This is a genomic window from Arthrobacter sunyaminii, from assembly GCF_018866305.1.
GTDB lineage: Bacteria > Actinomycetota > Actinomycetes > Actinomycetales > Micrococcaceae > Arthrobacter_B > Arthrobacter_B sunyaminii.
Map to the genome: position 1 here is coordinate 2,662,103 of NZ_CP076456.1, position 18,824 is coordinate 2,680,926.

14 protein-coding genes are annotated in these 18,824 nt (G+C 66.4%); 10 read left to right on the plus strand and 4 right to left on the minus strand.

Features of this window, described 5'->3' with window-relative positions:
- The first annotated feature begins 46 nt into the window (after positions 1-46).
- The 4 genes from KG104_RS12020 to KG104_RS18215 all read left to right on the plus strand — a co-directional run bounded on the left by KG104_RS12020 (position 47) and on the right by KG104_RS18215 (position 3,073).
- Complete coding sequence (locus KG104_RS12020; protein ID WP_207347132.1) at positions 47-718, plus strand: DUF6318 family protein; 672 nt, start codon at positions 47-49, stop codon at positions 716-718.
- 110 nt (positions 719-828) lie between these two features.
- Entirely contained in the window at positions 829-1,494 is a 666-nt protein-coding gene (locus KG104_RS12025; protein WP_207347133.1) for a DUF6318 family protein, read from the plus strand.
- Positions 1,495-1,649: 155 nt separating this feature from the next.
- Positions 1,650-2,273 (plus strand): DUF6318 family protein, encoded by a 624-nt coding sequence (locus KG104_RS12030; protein WP_207347134.1) that lies wholly within the window; start codon positions 1,650-1,652, stop codon positions 2,271-2,273.
- Positions 2,274-2,383: 110 nt separating this feature from the next.
- Positions 2,384-3,073, plus strand: coding sequence for a DUF6318 family protein (locus KG104_RS18215; RefSeq protein WP_273545194.1), 690 nt, complete (start codon positions 2,384-2,386; stop codon positions 3,071-3,073).
- Between the two features lie 114 nt (positions 3,074-3,187).
- Here KG104_RS18215 and KG104_RS12040 read toward each other — a convergent pair whose 3' ends face one another.
- Both KG104_RS12040 and KG104_RS12045 read right to left on the minus strand, forming a co-directional pair.
- Positions 3,188-3,526, minus strand: a complete 339-nt coding sequence (locus KG104_RS12040) for a P-II family nitrogen regulator (protein WP_104053827.1) — start codon at positions 3,524-3,526, stop codon at positions 3,188-3,190.
- Positions 3,523-4,818, minus strand: a complete 1,296-nt coding sequence (locus KG104_RS12045) for an ammonium transporter (protein WP_104054774.1) — start codon at positions 4,816-4,818, stop codon at positions 3,523-3,525. The genes KG104_RS12040 and KG104_RS12045 overlap by 4 nt, the downstream gene beginning before the upstream one ends.
- Positions 4,819-5,084: 266 nt before the next feature.
- On the opposite strand from KG104_RS12045, the gene KG104_RS12050 reads away from it, so the two are divergent.
- On the plus strand, positions 5,085-6,782 hold the full coding sequence (locus KG104_RS12050) for a hypothetical protein (protein WP_237686905.1): 1,698 nt from the start codon (positions 5,085-5,087) through the stop codon (positions 6,780-6,782).
- 97 nt (positions 6,783-6,879) lie between these two features.
- On the opposite strand, the gene ftsY is transcribed toward KG104_RS12050, so the two are convergent.
- Positions 6,880-8,082 (minus strand): signal recognition particle-docking protein FtsY, encoded by a 1,203-nt coding sequence (ftsY, locus tag KG104_RS12055; RefSeq protein ID WP_104161464.1) that lies wholly within the window; start codon positions 8,080-8,082, stop codon positions 6,880-6,882.
- Positions 8,083-8,215: 133 nt separating this feature from the next.
- On the opposite strand from ftsY, the gene KG104_RS12060 reads away from it, so the two are divergent.
- Positions 8,216-9,484, plus strand: coding sequence for an MFS transporter (locus KG104_RS12060; protein WP_104103976.1), 1,269 nt, complete (start codon positions 8,216-8,218; stop codon positions 9,482-9,484).
- Positions 9,481-10,212 (plus strand): glutamine amidotransferase, encoded by a 732-nt coding sequence (locus tag KG104_RS12065; protein ID WP_207347136.1) that lies wholly within the window; start codon positions 9,481-9,483, stop codon positions 10,210-10,212. The genes KG104_RS12060 and KG104_RS12065 overlap by 4 nt, the downstream gene beginning before the upstream one ends.
- 31 nt (positions 10,213-10,243) lie before the next feature.
- Here KG104_RS12065 and smc read toward each other — a convergent pair whose 3' ends face one another.
- Entirely contained in the window at positions 10,244-13,870 is a 3,627-nt protein-coding gene (smc, locus tag KG104_RS12070; RefSeq protein WP_207347137.1) for a chromosome segregation protein SMC, read from the minus strand.
- A gap of 215 nt (positions 13,871-14,085) precedes the next feature.
- Here smc and KG104_RS12075 point away from each other — a divergent pair, with 215 nt between their 5' ends.
- The 3 genes from KG104_RS12075 to KG104_RS12085 are packed head-to-tail and all read left to right on the plus strand — an operon-like array spanning position 14,086 to position 18,790.
- Positions 14,086-15,114 (plus strand): 3-oxoacyl-ACP synthase III, encoded by a 1,029-nt coding sequence (locus KG104_RS12075; RefSeq protein ID WP_104054770.1) that lies wholly within the window; start codon positions 14,086-14,088, stop codon positions 15,112-15,114.
- Positions 15,108-17,765, plus strand: a complete 2,658-nt coding sequence (locus KG104_RS12080) for an alpha/beta fold hydrolase (protein ID WP_207347138.1) — start codon at positions 15,108-15,110, stop codon at positions 17,763-17,765. The genes KG104_RS12075 and KG104_RS12080 overlap by 7 nt, the downstream gene beginning before the upstream one ends.
- Complete coding sequence (locus tag KG104_RS12085; RefSeq protein WP_207347139.1) at positions 17,762-18,790, plus strand: NAD-dependent epimerase/dehydratase family protein; 1,029 nt, start codon at positions 17,762-17,764, stop codon at positions 18,788-18,790. Before KG104_RS12080 ends, KG104_RS12085 begins: the two co-directional genes overlap by 4 nt.
- Positions 18,791-18,824: the final 34 nt, after the last annotated feature.

An 18,824-nucleotide genomic window follows, 5' to 3' on the forward strand; every position in this document is an offset into this window, starting at 1 on the left:
GCTGTCACAACCAGTCCCGCACGATTCTTCGCAAAGGGGTGCTTTGATGATCCGTTCTGCTGCCGCTCCGCTCCGGCTGGGCACCCTGGGCATGGCCGCCATCCTTCTGCTCGGCGGATGCTCCGGATCCAGAGACGATCCCAACACCGAACCAGCGGTTAACGCATCCAGGAGCCCTTCAACCAGTGAGAGCCCCGACACCGCGGAAAGCGCTACTCCATCTGAGGCGCCACCCCGTAACGCCGCCGCCTACAAGCCGGCGACCACTGAGGGTCCCGCCGAGAATGTGCCTCTGCCTGTCATGCCTGATGTTGCGAAGGAGCAATCGAAGGAGGGTCTCGAGACTTTCGGAGAGCACTGGTTTGACTTGGTGAATTACGGGTACGAAACCGGGGAAACTTCACCTGTGAGAGCGATAAGCGCACCGGGCTGTGAGCGGTGCGAGTCATTCTATGCCGATGTGAATGAGGGGTATGTCAATGACGATTGGATTCAAGGTGGACACCTCAGGGTAATTTCTAGCGGCACTCAATTTATCCAGACGCCTGAAGGAAGGTTCCAGTTAATTCTGTCAATCAGACAAGATGCTAGCTTCAATCGTGGTCCGAACGGCAAGATTTATCATGAAGCCGCTGCCGATGAAGAATCCTCCGCATTCATTATGGAAGCAACGTACGTCTCCGACCACTGGGTCGTGAACTTGGTTGAGAACATGTAACCGCTGAAAGCATCTGACATCACTCTGTGGACAACTCCGGATACGTGCCGCAGCCTCGTACCCTTGCTTCCACAACCAGTCCCACACCATTGTTCGCAAGGGGAACTCTGATGATCCGCTCTGCTATCGCTCCGCTTCGGCTGGGTACCCTGGGCCTAGCAGCCATCCTTCTGCTCGGCGGATGCTCCGGATCCAGCGGCGAGCCCAACGCTGAAGCTGCAGAGAACAGCTCGAGCAGCCCTTCCTCCAGCGAAAGCACGAGCCCGATGGAAAGCGCAACTCCTTCTGCGACACCCGCCGCCTCCTATAAGCCGGCAACCGCTGAGGGGCCCGCCGAAAATGTGCCTCTGCCGGTAATGCCCGAACTTGCGAAGAGAGAATCCAAAGAGGGCTTGATAGCTTTCGGGCACTACTGGTTCAGCTTATTGAACTACGGCTACGAGACCGGAGACGCATCACCGGTAAAAGGATTAAGCACATCCGAGTGCCAACTCTGTGAGCTCTACTACGTGGATCTGGAGGAGGGGTACGAGAATGACGATTGGATCCAGGGCGGGAAAATAAGTATCTCCTCAAGTGGTTCACAGTTTGAGAAAACACCGGAGGGACGCTACCAGTTGCTCCTGTCAATCCGGCAGGAAGCAGGGGTGAATCGGGGCCCAAACGGAGTGATCTACGGTGCAGGTTCTGCCGGAGATGAACAAGCAACAGCACAAATTATGGAGGCAACGTACATCTCCGACCACTGGGTCGTGAACTTGGTTGAAAATATGTAACCACTGAAGGCTTCTGGCATCACTCTGTGGATAACCCAGGATGCGTGCAGCAGCCTCGTACCCTTGCTGTCACAACCAGTCCCGCACCATTGTCCGCAAGGGGTACTCTGATGATCCGTTCTGCTGTCGCTCCGCTTCGGCTAGGCTCCCTGGGCATGGCCGCCATCCTACTGCTCGGCGGATGCTCCGGACCCAGCGGCGAGCCCAACGCTGAAGCTGCAGAGAACAGCTCGAGCAGCCCTTCCTCCAGCGAAAGCACCAGCCCGACGGAAAGCGCCACTCCCTCTGCGACGCCAACCCCTACTGCCGCCTACAAACCGGCGACCGCTGAGGGACCAGCCGAGAATGTGCCTCTACCTGTCATGCCTGAGCTTGCGAAGGAAGAGTCCAAAGAAGGTTTGGTGGCCTTCGGGGACTACTGGTTCAGTTTGATTAATTACGGATACGAAACCGGAGACCCTACGCCGGTAAAGGAAATAAGCGCACCGGAGTGTTCAATCTGCCAATCTTTCTACGAGGACTTGGAAGAAGGCTACGTCAACGAGGATTGGATTCAGGGTGGAAAACTCAACGTTCTCTCGAGCGGTACCGAGTTCGTAAAGACACCTGAAGGACGCTATCAATTGCTTCTGTCGGTTATTCAGGAAGCAGGCGCAAACCGCGGCCCGAACGGCAAGGTCTACGGTCAGGGACCAGGTGATGAAGCATCAACGGCACAGATCATGGAGGCCACATATGATTCAGGGCGCTGGGTCGTGAACTTGGTTGAAAATATGTAAGCACTGACGGCCTCTAGCATCACTCTGTGGATAACCCAGGATGCGTGCCGCAGCCTCGTACCCTTGCTGTCACAACCAGTCCCGCACGATTGTTCGCAAGGGGTACTTTGATGATCCGTTCTGCTGTCGCTCCGCTCCGGCTAGGCTCCCTGGGCCTAGCCGTCATCCTTCTGCTGGGCGGGTGCTCCGGAGGTGAAACGGATCCCGCAGCCCAGGCTGTCGGTCAAACCACGAACAGCGCAGAGCCAAATGAAACCACTGATGCCGGTGAAACCGCCGTTCCAGCCCCGCCTCCAACACCTGCCGCTCCCGCATACAAGCCTGCGAGCGTGAAGGGTCCTGCCGAGAATGTGCTGCTGCCTGTAATGCCTGAGCTCGCAAGGCAGGAATCCAGGGAAGGTCTCGAGGCCTTCGCAGCGCACTGGTACGAGTTGGCCAACTACGGTTATGCAACCGGAGACGTTGAACCGGTACGCGCCGTCAGCGGTGACACCTGTCTTGTCTGCGACGGTTACTACCGCACCTTGGCCAGCGGGTACGTGGACGGTGATTGGATAGCCGGGGGTGAAGTCCACGTTGAAGGTGTCACCACCCCTTCTTACGACTTCGTTCCAACTGCTGATGGTTACTTCCAGGCGATCATCACGATCACCCAGGAACCTTTGGTGTATTACGGTCCGGAGGGCTACCAGGGAACCGCCAAGGGCATCGGCATTCCCCTTGAGCAAATCATGGAGGCCGAGTTCCTTGATGGTGGCTGGCATGTTAGGACCTTGGAAACGCTGGTAGTGCAACAGTGAATACGTGCGCAGGACCGGGGCGGCCGGCCCAGTCCGCAAGCACCAAACGCAGGAAGACCCCTCGGGTTGGCTGCCCCACACAGCCTTCCCAAGGGGTCTTCCTGTCCCCCATACCTACAGGGCGGAGTCCCCGCGTTCCCCGGTGCGGACACGGAGGGCTTCCTCCACGTTGACCACCCACACCTTGCCGTCGCCGGCGCGGCCGGTGTTGGCGGTGGAAACCAGCACATCCACAATGTCGTTGAGCCATTCGTTGGCCACCAGGACCTCGATGCGGATCTTCGGCAGCAGGTCCACGGTGTATTCGGCGCCGCGGTAAACCTCGGTGTGGCCGCGCTGGCGTCCGTAGCCGTTGGCCTGGCTGACGGTCAGCCCCTGCACGCCGTAGCTTTCCAGGGAGCCGCGGACGGCATCGAGTTTTTCGGGCCGGACAATGGCCGTTACGAGTTTCATGAGTTGACGCTCTCCTTCGTGGCGGTGCGGACGGCTTCGTGAGTGGGACGGAAGGAACCGCCCACACCCAGGCCGCCAAATTCATAAGCGGTTTCTGCGTGTTCGCTCAGGTCCACGCCGTTGATTTCCTGTTCCTCGGAGACCCGGAAGCCGATCGCCTTGTGGATGGCCAGGCCGATCACCAGGGTCAGGACGGCGGAGAAGAGGATCGCTACAACCATGGCAACCAGCTGTGCTCCGAGCTGTGCGAAGCCGCCGCCGTAGAAGAGGCCGCCGCCTTCTCCCTCAACCGGCAGGGCGATGAAGCCCAGTGCCAGGGTGCCCACAATGCCGGCCACCAGGTGCACGCCCACCACGTCGAGTGAATCGTCGTAGCCCAGCTTGTACTTCAGGCCGACGGCGAGCGCGGAGAGGACTCCGGCCAGCAGGCCCAGCCCGACGGCGCCCAGCGGGCTCACGTTCGCACAGGCCGGGGTGATGGCCACAAGTCCGGCAACAATGCCGGAGGCTGCGCCGAGCGACGTCGGGCGTCCGTCACGGATGCGTTCGGTCAGCAGCCAGCCGACCATCGCTGCGGCCGGAGCCGCCATGGTGTTGACCCAGATGAGGCCGGCTTCCTCGGCGGTGCCGGCGGCTCCCCCGTTGAAACCGAACCAGCCGAACCAGAGCAGGGTGGCGCCCAGCATGACAAACGGAATGTTGTGGGGCCGCTGGCTCGGGTCCTTGCCGAATCCTTTGCGCTTGCCGATGATCAGGGCCAGCACCAGGGCTGCCACACCGGCGTTGATGTGGACCACGGTGCCGCCGGCAAAGTCGATGGCTTCTCCAACCACTGAGCCGATGGCACCCTCTTCACCAAGCAGCCCGCCACCCCAGACCATGAAGGCCAGCGGGCAGTAGACCAGGGTCACCCAGACCGGCACAAAGACGGCCCAGGCGCTGAACTTGGCGCGGTCCGCGATGGCTCCGCTGATCAGGGCCACCGTGATGATGGCGAAGGTGGCGCCGAAGCCGGCGCTGATGAGGTCTTCAGTGCCGATCAGGGACTCAAGTCCGAAGGAAGTGAAGGGGTTGCCGAACAGCCCGCCCACGCCGTCGCCCCCGGTCATGGAGAAACCCCAGAGAACCCAGACAACCCCCACCAGTCCGATGGAGACAAAGCTCATCATCATCATGTTCAGTGCTGCCTTGGCGCGGGTCATGCCGCCGTAAAAGAATGCCACTCCGGGCGTCATGAGCAGCACCAGTGCCGCTGAAATCATCACCCAGACGTGACCTGCTGACAGATCCATCTTCACGTCCCTTCACCTACCGCGGGCCCTTCCCGCACCATGAACTCTGCCGGGGCAAGATTTCGGCAATGGCCCGGGGACGTTGCCGGAACATTACAAACCGCGGTTCGGTGTAAACAATCGGTGACGGAAAAGTTTCCACAGCGTTTCGCGGCTTGTCCGGCGCTCAAGAACGCGGAATTTCGCGGGCAGTCCGGACGGACTCTGCACCCCGACCCCGCCGCTAGGATGGACCCTAAGTCTCACTACCCGGAGGTACATCCTTTATGCCCGAGCAGTTTCCGCCGTCCGAGGGCCCCGCTTCCGCGGCCGACGACGGCAAGAACAAAAACCCAGGCAAGAACAAGAAGAAAACATGGATCATCTCCGGGACCGCCCTGGTAGCCGTTCTGGCCGCCGGTGCCGTTGTTGCGCCGATGGTGATGAACGACGACGCCGCCCCGGCCGCGGCCCCCACGCCCACCGGTACCCCGTTCACGGTTTCGGCGGCGCCGACACTGCCCCCTGCTCCGGAAGTCACGTACTACGACCAGGTTGGCCCGCCCGCCGGTTCGCCGCTGAATCCCGTGGAGCCGCTGAGCATCAATGTGGCGGCGGCAACCACCGGCACCGCCCTGCCCGACGGTCTGATCGGGCTCTCCTTGGAGGCCACGGATCTGGCAGACCCCTCACTCTCCGGCGACAACCCGGAGATGGTCGAGTCCATTTCCGGACTCGGCCGTCCGCTGCTGCGCTTCGGCGGGAACGCCGTGGACCGGCGTTTCTTCTGGACCTCGGCCGATGAGGCCATTCCCGGAAACCTGTCCGGGGACAAAGCCCATCCCGTCCGTGCCGTCACCCCCGCGGATCTGGAGCGGGTCAACACCCTGCTGGAAGCCGTAGACGGGCAGATCGCCCTGACCGTGGACCTGGGCAACTATGACCCGGCCCGCGCCGCGGACATGACCAAGTACGCCGCCGCCGCGTTCGGCGAGCGCCTGGTGGGCATCACGGTGGGCAACGAACCCAACGGTTTCGCCAAGACCGGGCTGCGGGACTCCGGTTACGGCATTGAGGATTACCTGACCGAGCTGAAGGCTTACGCTGCGGCGATGCATGCCGTTGCCCCGGAAGTTCCCATTGTTGGCCCGGGCACCTATGAGCAGACCTGGTGGGGTCCGTTCGCCGAGGTGGAGCTGCCGCAGAAGAAGATCCTCTCCTTCCACCACTATCCGCTGTCCTCCTGTGAAGGCGCCGATCCCCTGGGCGAGCCGATCATGGCAAACCTGACCACGCGGCATCTGCACGACCACGCCAACAACTTCCGCGGCAAAGCCATGGAGCCGGCCCTGACAGCGGGACTGGAAACCTGGATCCCCGAAACCGGTGTCTCCGCCTGCCCCGGTTCCAACGAGACCACCAAAACCCACGCCTCAGCCCTCTGGAGCGCCGACTACGCCCTGAGCGCCGCGCAGATGGGCATCTCCCGGGTCTCCTTCCACAGCTCACTGATCACCTGCCAGGGCGGCCCGCCCATGTCCGCCATCTGCACCGGCGGCGGTTACCTGCAGCCCAACGGGGCAGTGGATGAACGGGCCAACTACTACGGCATGTCCATGGTGGCTGAAATGCCGGCCGGTGAGTTCCTGAAACTGGATACCGCCGGCGGCGGACTGGCCTACCCCTACGCGGTGCGCCACGCGGACGGCAGCGTCAGCGTGGCAGTGGTCAACAACAACAATCCGGAGACCGATGCCCCCGTTGACGTCACCCTGGAACTCCCGGGGAAGGCGCTGACCGGAACCATGTCCCAGATGACGGGCACCTCCTACGCCACGCAGGACGGCACGCTGATCGACGGCGCTGCCGCCGAAGGCACGCCGGCCGCCGAACGGCTGACCGTGCCGGGCTTCGAATACGGTTCCAGCACCCAGACGTTCCCGCTCACCGCGGGCACGGTTACGGTCCTGAACTTCACGTTCTAGCCCGGAGGCGTCCCCCGTTCAAGGGGTCGTCCCACATAAAAAGGGGCTCCGCATTTCCTTTCGGAAGTGCGGAGCCCCTTTTGCGTAGTGCGGTCGCTTAGCTCAGCAGCGCATCCACAAAGCCCTCGGCTTCGAACGGTGCCAGGTCATCGGCGCCCTCGCCCAGGCCGATCAGCTTCACGGGCACACCCAGCGTGCGCTGGATGGCGACGACGATGCCGCCCTTGGCGGTGCCGTCCAGCTTGGTCAGGACAATGCCGGTGATGTTGACGACCTCGGAGAACACCTTGGCCTGCATCAGGCCGTTCTGGCCGGTGGTGGCGTCCAGGACCAGCAGGACCTCGTCCACCTCGGCCTGCTTTTCAATGACGCGCTTGACCTTGCCGAGTTCGTCCATCAGGCCAACCTTGTTCTGCAGGCGCCCGGCGGTGTCGATCAGGACCACATCCACTTCGCCGTCGATGCCGGCCTTCACGGCCTCGAAGGCAACGGACGCGGGGTCCGCGCCGTCGACGTCGGACTTCACTGTGGGCACGCCCACGCGCTGTCCCCAGGTGGCCAGCTGCTCGGCAGCGGCGGCACGGAAGGTATCCGCAGCACCCAGCAGCACGTCCTTGTCCTCGGCCACCAGCACGCGGGCCAGCTTGCCCACCGTGGTGGTCTTGCCGACGCCGTTCACGCCCACCACCATGACCACGGCAGGCTTGTCCGCGTGCCGGGTGACGGCCAGGGAGCGGTCCATGGTCGGGTCAACAACCTTGATGAGCTCCTCGCGGAGCATCTGGTGCACTTCCTGCGGGTCGCGGCTGCCGGAAATCTTCACCCGCTCGCGCAGGGCGTCCACCAGTTCCATGGTCGGTTCGGTGCCGAGGTCCGCCAGGAGGAGCGTCTCCTCGATCTCGTCCCAGACATCCTCGTCAATCTTGTCGCTGGACAGCAGCGCCAGCAGCGCCTTGCCCAGGGCATTGTTGGACTTGGACAGGCGGGCGCGCAGGCGGGCCAGGCGGCCCTGCACGGGGTCGGGGGTTTCCAGCGCCGGAGCTTCGGGGGCGGGCGCGGGCGCCGCCTCCAGGTCGCGCAGGTCATCGGGCACGACGACGTCGGTCTCCGCCGGGGGCGCGTCCAGGACGTCCGTGCCGGCGGCATGCGCGCCTGCTCCGGTCACCGGATCATTGGCGTCACGGGTGGTGGGGTACATGCCCTTGGGGGTGCGTCGGGTCCGGACCAGCAGAGCTGCCACAGAGCCGACGACCGCAAGAGCGATGACCACATAGATCACAATCGCAAGAGTCTCATTCACGCTCTTTAGCATGTCATACCGGTGTGTTCCCGGGCACCCGTTTGCGCGTGTGTGCGAGCGCACGCAGGATCCCGCCGTCGACCTCCCGGATACGCATCCGGGAGCGGGAACTGTCTGAGAGAATCAGAGCATCATGGTCCGACCTCCCCGTCTCGCGATTCCGCGGGAAATCAAAGTCCTTATTGCCGCCGCCTTTGTCATCGCCCTGGGTTTCGGCCTGGTGGCACCGGTGCTCCCGCAGTTTGCGCAGAGCTTCAACGTGGGCGTTGCCGCATCCTCCGTCATTGTCAGCGCGTTTGCCTTCACCCGGCTGGTTTTCGCGCCTGCCGGCGGAGCGCTGCTGGAGAAGTTTGGCGAGCGCCCGGTCTACATTGCGGGGCTGCTCATTGTCGCCGCCTCCACCGGGGCGTGTGCCTTCGCTGAAAGTTACTGGCAGCTGCTGGTCTTCCGCGGGCTGGGCGGCATCGGCTCCACCATGTTCACCATCTCGGCCATGGCGCTGATCATCCGGCTGGCCAAACCCTCGGTGCGCGGCCGGGTCTCCAGTGCGTATGCCTCCTCGTTCCTGCTGGGCAATATCGCCGGGCCGCTCGCGGGCGGGCTGATGGCCGGCTTTGGACTGCGCGTTCCGTTCCTCGTCTATGCAGGCGCCCTGGTGGTGGCAGCCGCCGTCGTGGCCCTCCAGCTCAAGGATGCCCGGCTGGCCGACGGCGAACCCAAGCCCGCGGCGCGTCCGGTGCTGACCGTCCGCGAGGCGCTCGGTGATTCCGCCTACCGGGCCGCGCTGGCTTCCAGCTTCGCCAACGGGTGGTCTTCATTCGGCGTCCGCAACTCGCTGCTGCCGCTCTTCGCCGCCGCTGCCCTGTCCGCCGGTCCGGAGATCGCCGGCATCTCGCTGACCGCGTTCGCCGCCGGAACCGCCGTCGTCCTGACCTTCTCCGGCCGGCTCGCCGACAGCTGGGGCCGCCGGCCGCTGGTGCTGACCGGGCTGGCCGTGAACGCCCTGGCCACCGCCGCCATCGGCTTCAGCACCAACGTCCCCATGTTCCTGGTGGTTTCCGCCATTGCCGGGATGGGCACCGGCCTGCTGAACCCGGCTCAGCAGGCCGCCGTCGGCGACGTGGTGGGCAATGACCGCAGCGGCGGTAAAGTGCTGGCCACGTTCCAGATGGCCAGCGACAGCGGCGCCATTGTGGGACCCATCCTGGCCGGGCTGCTCGCCGACTCGCTCGGCTTCAACTGGGCGTTCGGCGTGACCGGAGCCATCGTGGTCATGGCATGTTTCGCCTGGATTGGCGCCCGCGAAACCCTGGAACCTGAAACGTCGGCCCCGGTTCCTCCGGCACAGGGTACGACGCCGGACACCTCGGCAGGGCCCGGCGGCACTACGATCAAGGAATGAAGCCTTTCCTCCTGCTGGCCTCCCGGGCCGAAGACGACGCCGCTGCCGAAGAATATGAGGCGTTCCTCCGTTTCGGAAACCTGGAACCTGACCAGCTGCAGCGGATCCGGCTCGAGGCCGGCCCCCTGCCGCGCCTCGATCTGGACGACTACAGCGGAATCATTGTCAGCGGCAGTCCGTTCAATGCCAGCGATCCGGACAGCGCCAAATCCGAGCTGCAGCTGCGGGTCGAAAGCGAGCTGGGCGCGCTGCTCGACGACGTCGTCGACCGCGATTTCCCCTTCCTGGGCGCCTGCTACGGCGTGGGGACGCTGGGCCGGCATCAGGGCGGCGTTGTTGACCGGCAGTACGGCGAGGCGATCGGCGCCGTGGACATCAAGCTCACGGCCGACGGGCGGCAGGATCCGCTGCTCGACGGTGTTCCGGATTCCTTCAGCGCCTTTGTGGGGCACCGCGAGGCCATCTCCGTGCTGCCGCCCAACGCGGTGAACCTGGCCGGGTCCTCCTCCTGCCCGGTGCAGATGTTCCGAATCAAGGAGAACCTCTACGCCACCCAGTTCCATCCCGAGCTGGATGTTCCGGGCCTGCTGACCCGCATCACCGTGTACCGGCATGCCGGCTACTTCCCGCCGGAGGAAGCCGACGCCGTCCGGGCCTCCGTGCGCCACGCCGATGTGGGAGTGCCGCCGCTGATCCTGCGCAACTTCGTGCGGCGCTACGCCCGGTAGGCTGCCGGGCCGAGTGTCGGCAGAGACAGCGTCAGCCGGCGGCCTTGTCCTTGTCCTTGTCCAGCCGCTGACTGATCACGGTGGAGACGCCGTCGCCCTGCATTGTCACCCCGTAGAGTGCATCAGCGACTTCCATCGTCCGCTTCTGATGCGTGATGACGATCAGCTGGCTGGATTCCTTCAGCTCCTCGAAGATGGTGATGAGCCGGCCCAGATTGGTGTCATCCAGCGCCGCCTCCACTTCGTCCATGACGTAGAACGGTGAGGGCCGCGCCTTGAAGATCGCCACGAGCAGGGCCACCGCGGTTAGGGACCGCTCCCCGCCGGAGAGCAGCGACAGCCGCTTGATCTTCTTGCCGGCGGGCCGGGCCTGGATCTCGATGCCGGTGGTCAGCATGTCACTCGGATCCGTCAGGACCAGCCGGCCCTCACCGCCCGGAAACAGGGTGGCGAACACGCGCTCAAACTGTTCGGCCGTGTCCCGGTAGGCCGCGGTGAAGACTTCCTCCACTTTCCGGTCCACATCCTTGATGATGTCCAGCAGATCCCGGCGGGTGGCCTTCAGATCCTCCAGTTGGGTGCTGAGGAACGTGTGCCGCTCCTCGAGTGCGGCAAACTCCTCCAGGGCCAGCGGATTGACCCGGCCCAGGGCGGCCAGGTCGCGTTCGGCCTGCTTGAGCCGCTTTTCCTGTGCCGCCCGGTTGTAAGGGACACCGGTGGTGAGCGGATTTCCGTCCTCGTCCACCGGCGCGTGCAGGGCAGCCCATTTGTCGCCGGACGCCTCCGCCGCACCGGGGTCCGGGCCGACCGGCACCGGAACCGGCTGGTCCGGCCCGAACTCCGCCACGAGATGTTCCGGTGTCATCCCCAGCTCCTCGATGGCACGGGTCTCCACGGCCTCCACGCGCAGCTGCTGCTGGGCGCGGGCCAGTTCATCGCGGTGCACCGAGTCGGTCAGCCGGGCTACCTCAGCGGCGGCGCTGGCTGCTGCCGTCCGGACCTGCGCCAGTTCCGCGTCCCAGGCGGTGCGTACCGCTTCGGCGGAGCCCCGCTCGGCTGCTGCCGTTTCCAGCGACACGTTGAGGTAGGCCAGCACGGTCTGCGCGGCTTCCGCCACCGCGGTGGCCTTCGCGGCCTGCAGGGCACGACGGCGGGCGCGCACCTCTGCGGCGGCGCGGGCACGGCGTTCGCTGTCCGCCGCGCGTTCCAGGCCTGCTGCCCTGCCTGCCACGGCTTTGTACTGCTCTTCAGCTGAGCGCAGGGCCAGGCGCGCCTCGGTTTCCGCCCGCCGGGCAGCCGCTGCGGCGAGCGCCAGGGCCTCGCGCTGTTCCGTGGACGGTTCCGCCTCAGCCGGCGCCTCCCTTGCTGCAGCCAGGCGTGCCGCTGCAGCTGCCAGGGCTTCCTGTTCCGCCGCAAGATTGGCCTCGGCCGCGGTGACGAGCTGCTTCAACCGTTCAGATTCACCCACGGCGGAGCGCAGCGCCGAACCCAGCGTTCCCAGCCGCTCCGCGACGGCGGCGAGCCGGGCATCGGAATCATGCAGCCCGGCCAGGGCCTCATCGGTGCGCTGCTGGGCGGCGTTCCGACGGGCCACAGCTCCGGCCAGGGCAAACCCGGCCTGTTCGGACCGGGCCGCGGCAGCCCGGATCCGCGCCTCGGTTTCCTCCACTGAGGCCTGCAGTTCAAGCAGCCCCGGGGCTGAGGCGGACCCGCCCCGGCCGGAAAACACCGACAGAACGTCCCCGCCGGACGTCACGGCGGTGAGTTCGGGATGTTCCACCAGCAGCTCGGCCGCATCGGCCAGGGACGCCACAACCAGTGTGTCCTTCAGCAGCCACCCGAGTGCCGGACGCAGCTCCTCGGGCGCGTCAACGGCGTCCAGGGCCCAGACCGCTCCCTCAACCGGTGCGGGCCGCCCGGAAGCAGCATCTGTCTCCCCCGCCGGAACGGACGCCAGCACCACATCCACCTGCCCGCCGTCGGCCTCCTTGAGGTGGGCCAGGGCGCGGACCGCAGCGGCAGTATCGGCCACCGCAACCGCCGACGCCGCGGAACCCAGGGCCGCCGTAACGGCGCGTTCATATCCGGTCCGGACGGTGAGCTGCGCGGCGAGCGGGGCCAGCACGCCCTCCACGCCGGCCTCCAGCAGCATGGCGGAACCGTCCCGGCGGTCCAGGCCCACCCGCAGGGCGTCGCGGCGGGCGGTCAGGGTTTCCCGTTCCCGGTCGGCCTCCTGCTTGGTGCGGCGCAGCTCCTCCAGTGCGGCGTTGGCCTGGTCCAGCTCGGCCTGCGCTTCTTCGTACTCGGCGTCCAGGCTCTCTTCGCTCTCCTCAGCTCCCGCTGCGGAGTTCTCCAGCACGGTGAATTCCTGCTGTGCCTGCCGGCGGCGCTCCTCTCCGGCGCTGATGGAAGCACGCAGCCGGCCCAGCTCCGCTTCGGCGGCATCCACCCGGGAGCGGGCCGAGCCCACGGCTCCGGCGATCCGGGCCAGGCCTTCGCGGCGGTCCGCTGCCGCCCGGAGCACGGCAGCCAGGCGCTGTTCTTCGGCGGCGGCATCCTGCTCCGCTGCAGCACGGACTTGTTCGGCCTCCGCCAGGGCGATGCGGCGTTCCTCGATTGCCTGCTTCAGTGCGCCGGCCTCGGCGCGGACCCGCTCGGCCTGCGCCTGCAGCCGTTCCGGATCCTGTCCGGAGTCTTCCCGGTGGTCCGAGGATCCCAGCAGCCGGCGCCGTTCCTGTGCCAAAGCGATCAGGGACAGGTACCGTTCCCGCTGGGCAGACAGCGCATACCAGGTGTCCCGGGCGGCATTGACCTGCGGGGTGGCCTGCGCGGCGAGGGTCTCCAACTCTGCTTGACGGGCCCGGGCGGCAGCCAGCGCGGCGGCGGCTTTGTCCCGGCGGGCCAGGAGCTCGGCCTCCTCTGCCGCGTCGCGGGCCATGGCGTTGTTCAGTGTCACCAGGTCATCGGCCAGCAGCCGGGCCCGGGCGTCGCGGACGTCCTGCTGCACGGTGCGGGCACGGCGGGCGACGGCGGCCTGCTTGCCCAGCGGCCCCAGCTGGCGGCGCAGCTCCGAGGTGAGGTCAGTCAGGCGGGCAAGGTTGGCCTGCATGGCGTCCAGTTTGCGCACGGTTTTTTCCCGCCGGCGGCGGTGCTTGAGGATGCCGGCGGCCTCCTCAATGAACCCGCGGCGTTCATCGGCCCCGGCGTGCAGGATCCGGTCCAGCTGGCCCTGGCCCACTATGACATGCATCTCACGTCCCAGGCCGGAATCGGAGAGCAGTTCCTGGATATCCAGCAGCCTGGCCGGTGCACCGTTGATGGCATATTCGGAGCCGCCGGAGCGGAACAGGGTCCGGGAAATGGTGACTTCCGAGTATTCGATCGGCAGGGCGCCGTCGGCGTTGTCGATGGTCAGGGACACCTGCGCCCGGCCCAGTGCCGGACGGCCGCTGGTGCCGGCAAAAATGACGTCTTCCATCTTCCCGCCGCGCAGGGTTTTGGCTCCCTGCTCCCCCATAACCCACGCCAGCGCGTCCACCACGTTGGATTTTCCGGAGCCGTTGGGCCCCACCACGGCAGTCACTCCGGGTTCAAACTCGAAGGTGGTGGCTGATGCGAAGGACTTAAATCCACGCATGGTCAGCGTCTTCAAATGCACGGGGGCCAATCTTTCCTACTGAGGGGTGATTCCTTAAATCTACTTGGTGCCTGAGACTTAACTGCAGTACTCGCAGAGCGTAATCACGGCCTGCACGTCCCTTTGGCCTCAGGGGGAACGTAGGATTCTCTAAGGAATAAGTGAATCAAACCGTGGATGCAGGCTGCCTCCAGCCCGCCAGCGCGATCACTTCAGCAGGAGACAAGGCAGGCATTTTGACCGGGAACTTCAACTTCCAGCACAACAACACGGCTCTTCTCAGCGTCACAAGCGTTGAAGCACCGGTAGTTATGACCTCAGCCGAATTCGATGAACGGCTGGCGCCGTCGTTGAAACGGCTAAGGCTCTCCAAACGGCTGCTGGAGCGGGTGGCCGGTGTCAGTGAACGGCGCTGGTGGTCCCCCGGGACCAATTTTGACGACGCCGCCATCGAAGCGGGCGCCAAGGCGATTGCCGAGGCCGGCGTCGAACCGTCTGAAATCGGGCTGCTAATTAACACCTCGGTCACGCGGCGGAACCTTGAGCCCTCCGTGGCCGTGAAAATCCACCACCAGCTCGGGCTGCCGTCCTCCGCCCTGAACTTTGACTTGGCCAACGCGTGCCTGGGCTTCGTCAACGGCATCACCATGGCCGCGAACATGATCGAATCCGGCCAGATCAAGTACGCCCTGATTGTTGCCGGCGAGGACGCGCAGGGCACCCAGGAAGCCACCTTCAAGCGGCTGAACAGCCCCGATTCCACCCGCCAGGATTACCTGCGCGAGTTCGCCACGCTCACTCTGGGCTCCGGCGCCGCTGCCGCTGTGATTGGACGCGCCGACGACCATCCGGGCTCGCACCGCATTGTGGGCGGAGTTTCCCGGGCCGGCACCCAGCACCATGAACTGTGCGTAGGCGGTGTCGACGGCATGTATACGGACACCAAGGGCCTGCTGGACGGCGGTCTGGAACTCGTGGTGGACGCCTGGAACGAGGCCCATGATGACAAGGGCTGGGATTGGCGTTCCATGGACCGCTATGTCACCCACCAGGTCTCCAACTCGTACACCAACGCCATCATCAAGGCCGTGGACCTGGTCCGGGAACGGGTTCCCATCACGTTCCCGCGCTGGGGCAACGTGGGACCGGCATCGCTGCCGATGACCCTGGCCCAGGAAGCCCGGACGCTGAACCCGGGCGACCGGGTGCTGTGCATGGGCGTGGGCTCGGGCCTGAACACCACCATGATGGAGATTGCGTGGTAGCGCAGCTCTGGCCCGGTGTCCCGGAATCCTGGTCTTCCTTTGTCCAGGTGCCCTCGACGGCGGCCGTTGACCGTCCCGAAACCGTTCACAAGTGGCATGTGCTGGACAACGGCCCGGAGCTGGCCGCCCGCGGCGTAGAACCCGCCGGCACCCTGCTGTGCGTCCACGGAAACCCCACCTGGTCCTACCTCTGGCGCAGCCTGCTCGCTGCCGGCTCTGAAGCTGAGCAGCCGTGGCGGGTCATCGCCGTCGACCAGCTTGACATGGGCTTCTCCGCCCGGACCGGCGCCTTCCGCCGGCTCGAGGACCGCATCACGGACCTTGGGGACCTCACGGACGCGATGGGCCTGACTGGCAAAGTCATCACCGTGGGCCATGACTGGGGCGGTGTCATCTCCCTGGGCTGGGCGCTGAAGCACCGCAGCCAGCTCGCCGGGATCATCCTGACCAACACCGCGGTGCATCCGGCCGGCTTTGATGTGCCGCCCGCACTGCGCCTTGCCCTGCATCCGGCCGTCCACGGCTGGGGCACCCAAACCACTGACGCGTTCATCCGGGTCACGCACTCCCTGGCCCAGCCGGCGCTGGCTCCGGACGTACGGGCCGCCTTCGCCGCACCGTACCGCGGCTCCGCCCGGCGGAAGGGTGTCGCCAACTTTGTCGCCGACATCCCGGCCGACTCCACGCATCCGAGCTGGCGCACCCTGAACCGGGTGGCCGACGGCATCAAGCGCCTCGACGTGCCCGCGCTGTTGCTGTGGGGCCCCAAGGACCCGGTCTTCTCGGACCGCTACCTGCGGGACCTGATGGACCGCCTGCCCCAGGCCGACGTGCACCGCTTCGAAGGTGCCAGCCACCTGCTGCCCGAAGACGTGGACATCACCGCCCCCGTGTTCAGCTGGCTGGAGAAGGGCCCGGGCACCGAAAACCGGGAAATCCGCAACCGCAATGTTGCCGGCCTGTCCGTCTTCCGGCCCATGCTGGCCGAACTGGACGAGCGCGACGGCGACTCCTCCCCCGCCGTCGTCGACATGGCCCCGCTGGGCGCACCGGCCGGCACTCCGCCGGCCACCCTGTCCTGGGCGGAGCTCGCGGCCCGGGTCAACCAGCTGGCCGCCGGGCTGTCCGCCGCCGGCGTCCGCGCCGGGGACCGCGTCAACCTGCTCGTGCCGCCGGGCATTGAACTGACCTCGCTGATTTATGCCTGCCTGCGGCTGGGCGCCGTCATCGTGGTCGCCGACGCCGGACTGGGCACCAAGGGCATGGGCCGCGCTATCAAGGGCGCCGGACCGGCATACATCGTCGGCATCGAACGTGCCCTGACCGGTGCGCGTCTTTTCGGCTGGCCGGGCATCCGGATCAGCGCCGAAACGCTGTCCCCCGCCAAGGCCCGGCTGCTGGGCGTCAAGCACTCCGTGCCCGAACTGATCGCCGCCGGCAAGGACGCATCGGCTGGCAAGGACCCCGACGAGCCGTGGCTGCGCACCGATCCCGACGCCGATGCCGCCGTGCTGTTCACCTCCGGCTCCACGGGCCCGGCCAAGGGCGTGGTGTACACGCACCGCCAGCTCACCGCCATGCGCGATGCCCTGAAGAACACCTATAACCTGCGGGCCGGCACCTCGCTGGTGGCCGGGTTTGCGCCGTTTGCCCTGCTGGGTCCGGCGCTGGGCGCCACGTCCGTCACCCCGGACATGGACGTCACCTCGCCGCGCACCCTCACCGCTGCTGCATTGGCCGACGCCGCTGCCGCCGTCAACGCGACCACCGTGTTCGCGTCTCCGGCGGCTCTGGGAAATGTACTGGCCACCTCGGCTGACCTGACCGAGGACCAGCGCAAGGCACTGCAGCAGGTGGAACTGCTGCTCTCCGCCGGAGCTCCCATTCCCGAACCGCTGCTGGCACGGGTCTCCGCCCTGACGCCCAACGCCGAGCTGCACACCCCGTACGGAATGACCGAAGCACTGCCGGTGACCGACATCAGCCTGGACGAAATCCGGGCCGCCGGTGCCGGCAACGGTGTCTGCGTGGGCACCCCGGTGTCCGAAGCGCAGGTGGCCATCGCCGCCCTGTCACCCGAGGGAACCGTTGGCGACACACCGCTGGTGGAGCCGAACCTCACCGGCGAAATCCTGGTCTCCGCCCCGCACGTCAAGGACCGCTACGACCGCCTGTGGATCACTGAGTCCAAGAGTTCGTCGCTGCCGGGCTGGCACCGCACCGGCGACGTCGGGCATCTGGACGAGCAGGGCCGGCTCTGGGTGGAAGGCCGCCTCGGCCACATCCTGACCACGCCCGGCGGCGTGGTCACCCCTGTCGCCGCCGAACAGGCCGCGGAGTCCGTGGCTGCTGTGGGCCGTGCCGCCGTCGTCGGCGTGGGACCGGCCGGAGCACAGGTACCGGTGGCCGTGCTGGAACTGACCGACCCCGTCCGCCGTCCCGGTACTGCCCCGCAGGATCTGGCCGCCGCGGTGCGGACCGCTGTCGCCGCCGGCGCCGGACTGGAGCTGGCGGCGGTCCTGGTGCTGCCGGCCATGCCCACCGACATCCGGCATAATTCCAAGATTGACCGCACGGCCCTGGCGGGCTGGGCGGAGACGATCCTGGCCGGCGGAAGCGCCAAGGTGCCGGGCACGGGCGGACGCAAATGAGTTCTGTTCCCACTCCTGCTGCACCGCGGCGGGTCCTGGTGACCGGTGCCAGCGGCCTGCTCGGCGGCGCCGTGGCCCGGCTGCTGGCGGAGAAGGGCCATACGGTCCGGACCCTGCAGCGCACACCGATGTCCGGGACCGGGACTGTTGGTATGGAGTCCGTCGCCGGCTCCGTCGCCGACCCGGCGGCCGCAGCGCGCGCTGTGGCGGGGATGGACGCCGTCGTGCATCTGGCGGCGAAGGTTTCCTTCACCGGCGAGTGGCAGGACTTCGTGGACACCAACATCACCGGAACGCGCACGCTGATCGATGCGGCGAAGGGTGCCGGGGTCCGGGACTTCGTGTTTGTCTCCTCTCCGTCGGTGGCGCATTTCGGTGAGCCCATTGCCGGCGCCGGTGCAGGTACGGCCGACCCCGAGCGGGCACGCGGCTTCTATGCCCGGTCCAAGGCCGCGGCTGAGCTGCTGGCGCTGGCGGAGGATTCGCCGTCGTTCCGCGTGGGAGCCATCCGCCCGCACATTGTCTGGGGGCCGGGTGACACGCAGCTGGTGGAGCGGGTCATCGACCGCGCGCGGTCCGGCCGGCTGCCGCTGCTCAACGGCGGCACCGCGCTGATCGACACCACGTACATTGCCAACGCCGCGGCCGCCATTGTCCGCGGACTCGAACGCATGGACCACGCGCACGGGCAGGCGCTGGTGGTGACCAACGGCGAGCCCCGCCCGGTGGGGGAACTGCTGGCGGGGATCTGCACCGCCGCCGGCGTCACCCCGCCGGCGTGGAGTGTTCCGGGCTGGCTGGCCCGCGGCGCCGGATCCGTGATCGAACGCGCCTGGCTGGCCGCCGGAACCCGCGGACTGGTGCACGACGAGCCGCCCATGACGCGTTTCCTCGCCGAGCAGCTCTCCACGTCGCACTGGTTTGACCAGCGCCGCACCCGCGAAGTGCTGGACTGGACGCCGGAGGTTACGGTGGAGGACGGCATGCGCCGGCTCGCTGCCCACTACGGCGGCGCCTCGGCCTAACTGCGCCGGCTGCGTCAGCCAACCGTTACGTCAC

What these genes read in the sequence shown, in the direction of transcription:
- KG104_RS12020 (WP_207347132.1), top strand. Translation starts at nt 47, where the DNA reads ATGATCCGTTCTGCTGCCGCTCCGCTCCGGCTGGGCACCCTGGGCATG.
- KG104_RS12025 (WP_207347133.1), top strand. Translation starts at nt 829, where the DNA reads ATGATCCGCTCTGCTATCGCTCCGCTTCGGCTGGGTACCCTGGGCCTA.
- KG104_RS12030 (WP_207347134.1), top strand. Translation starts at nt 1,650, where the DNA reads ATGGCCGCCATCCTACTGCTCGGCGGATGCTCCGGACCCAGCGGCGAG.
- KG104_RS18215 (WP_273545194.1), top strand. Translation starts at nt 2,384, where the DNA reads ATGATCCGTTCTGCTGTCGCTCCGCTCCGGCTAGGCTCCCTGGGCCTA.
- KG104_RS12040 (WP_104053827.1), bottom strand. Translation starts at nt 3,526, where the DNA reads ATGAAACTCGTAACGGCCATTGTCCGGCCCGAAAAACTCGATGCCGTC.
- KG104_RS12045 (WP_104054774.1), bottom strand. Translation starts at nt 4,818, where the DNA reads ATGGATCTGTCAGCAGGTCACGTCTGGGTGATGATTTCAGCGGCACTG.
- KG104_RS12050 (WP_237686905.1), top strand. Translation starts at nt 5,085, where the DNA reads ATGCCCGAGCAGTTTCCGCCGTCCGAGGGCCCCGCTTCCGCGGCCGAC.
- KG104_RS12060 (WP_104103976.1), top strand. Translation starts at nt 8,216, where the DNA reads ATGGTCCGACCTCCCCGTCTCGCGATTCCGCGGGAAATCAAAGTCCTT.
- KG104_RS12065 (WP_207347136.1), top strand. Translation starts at nt 9,481, where the DNA reads ATGAAGCCTTTCCTCCTGCTGGCCTCCCGGGCCGAAGACGACGCCGCT.
- KG104_RS12085 (WP_207347139.1), top strand. Translation starts at nt 17,762, where the DNA reads ATGAGTTCTGTTCCCACTCCTGCTGCACCGCGGCGGGTCCTGGTGACC.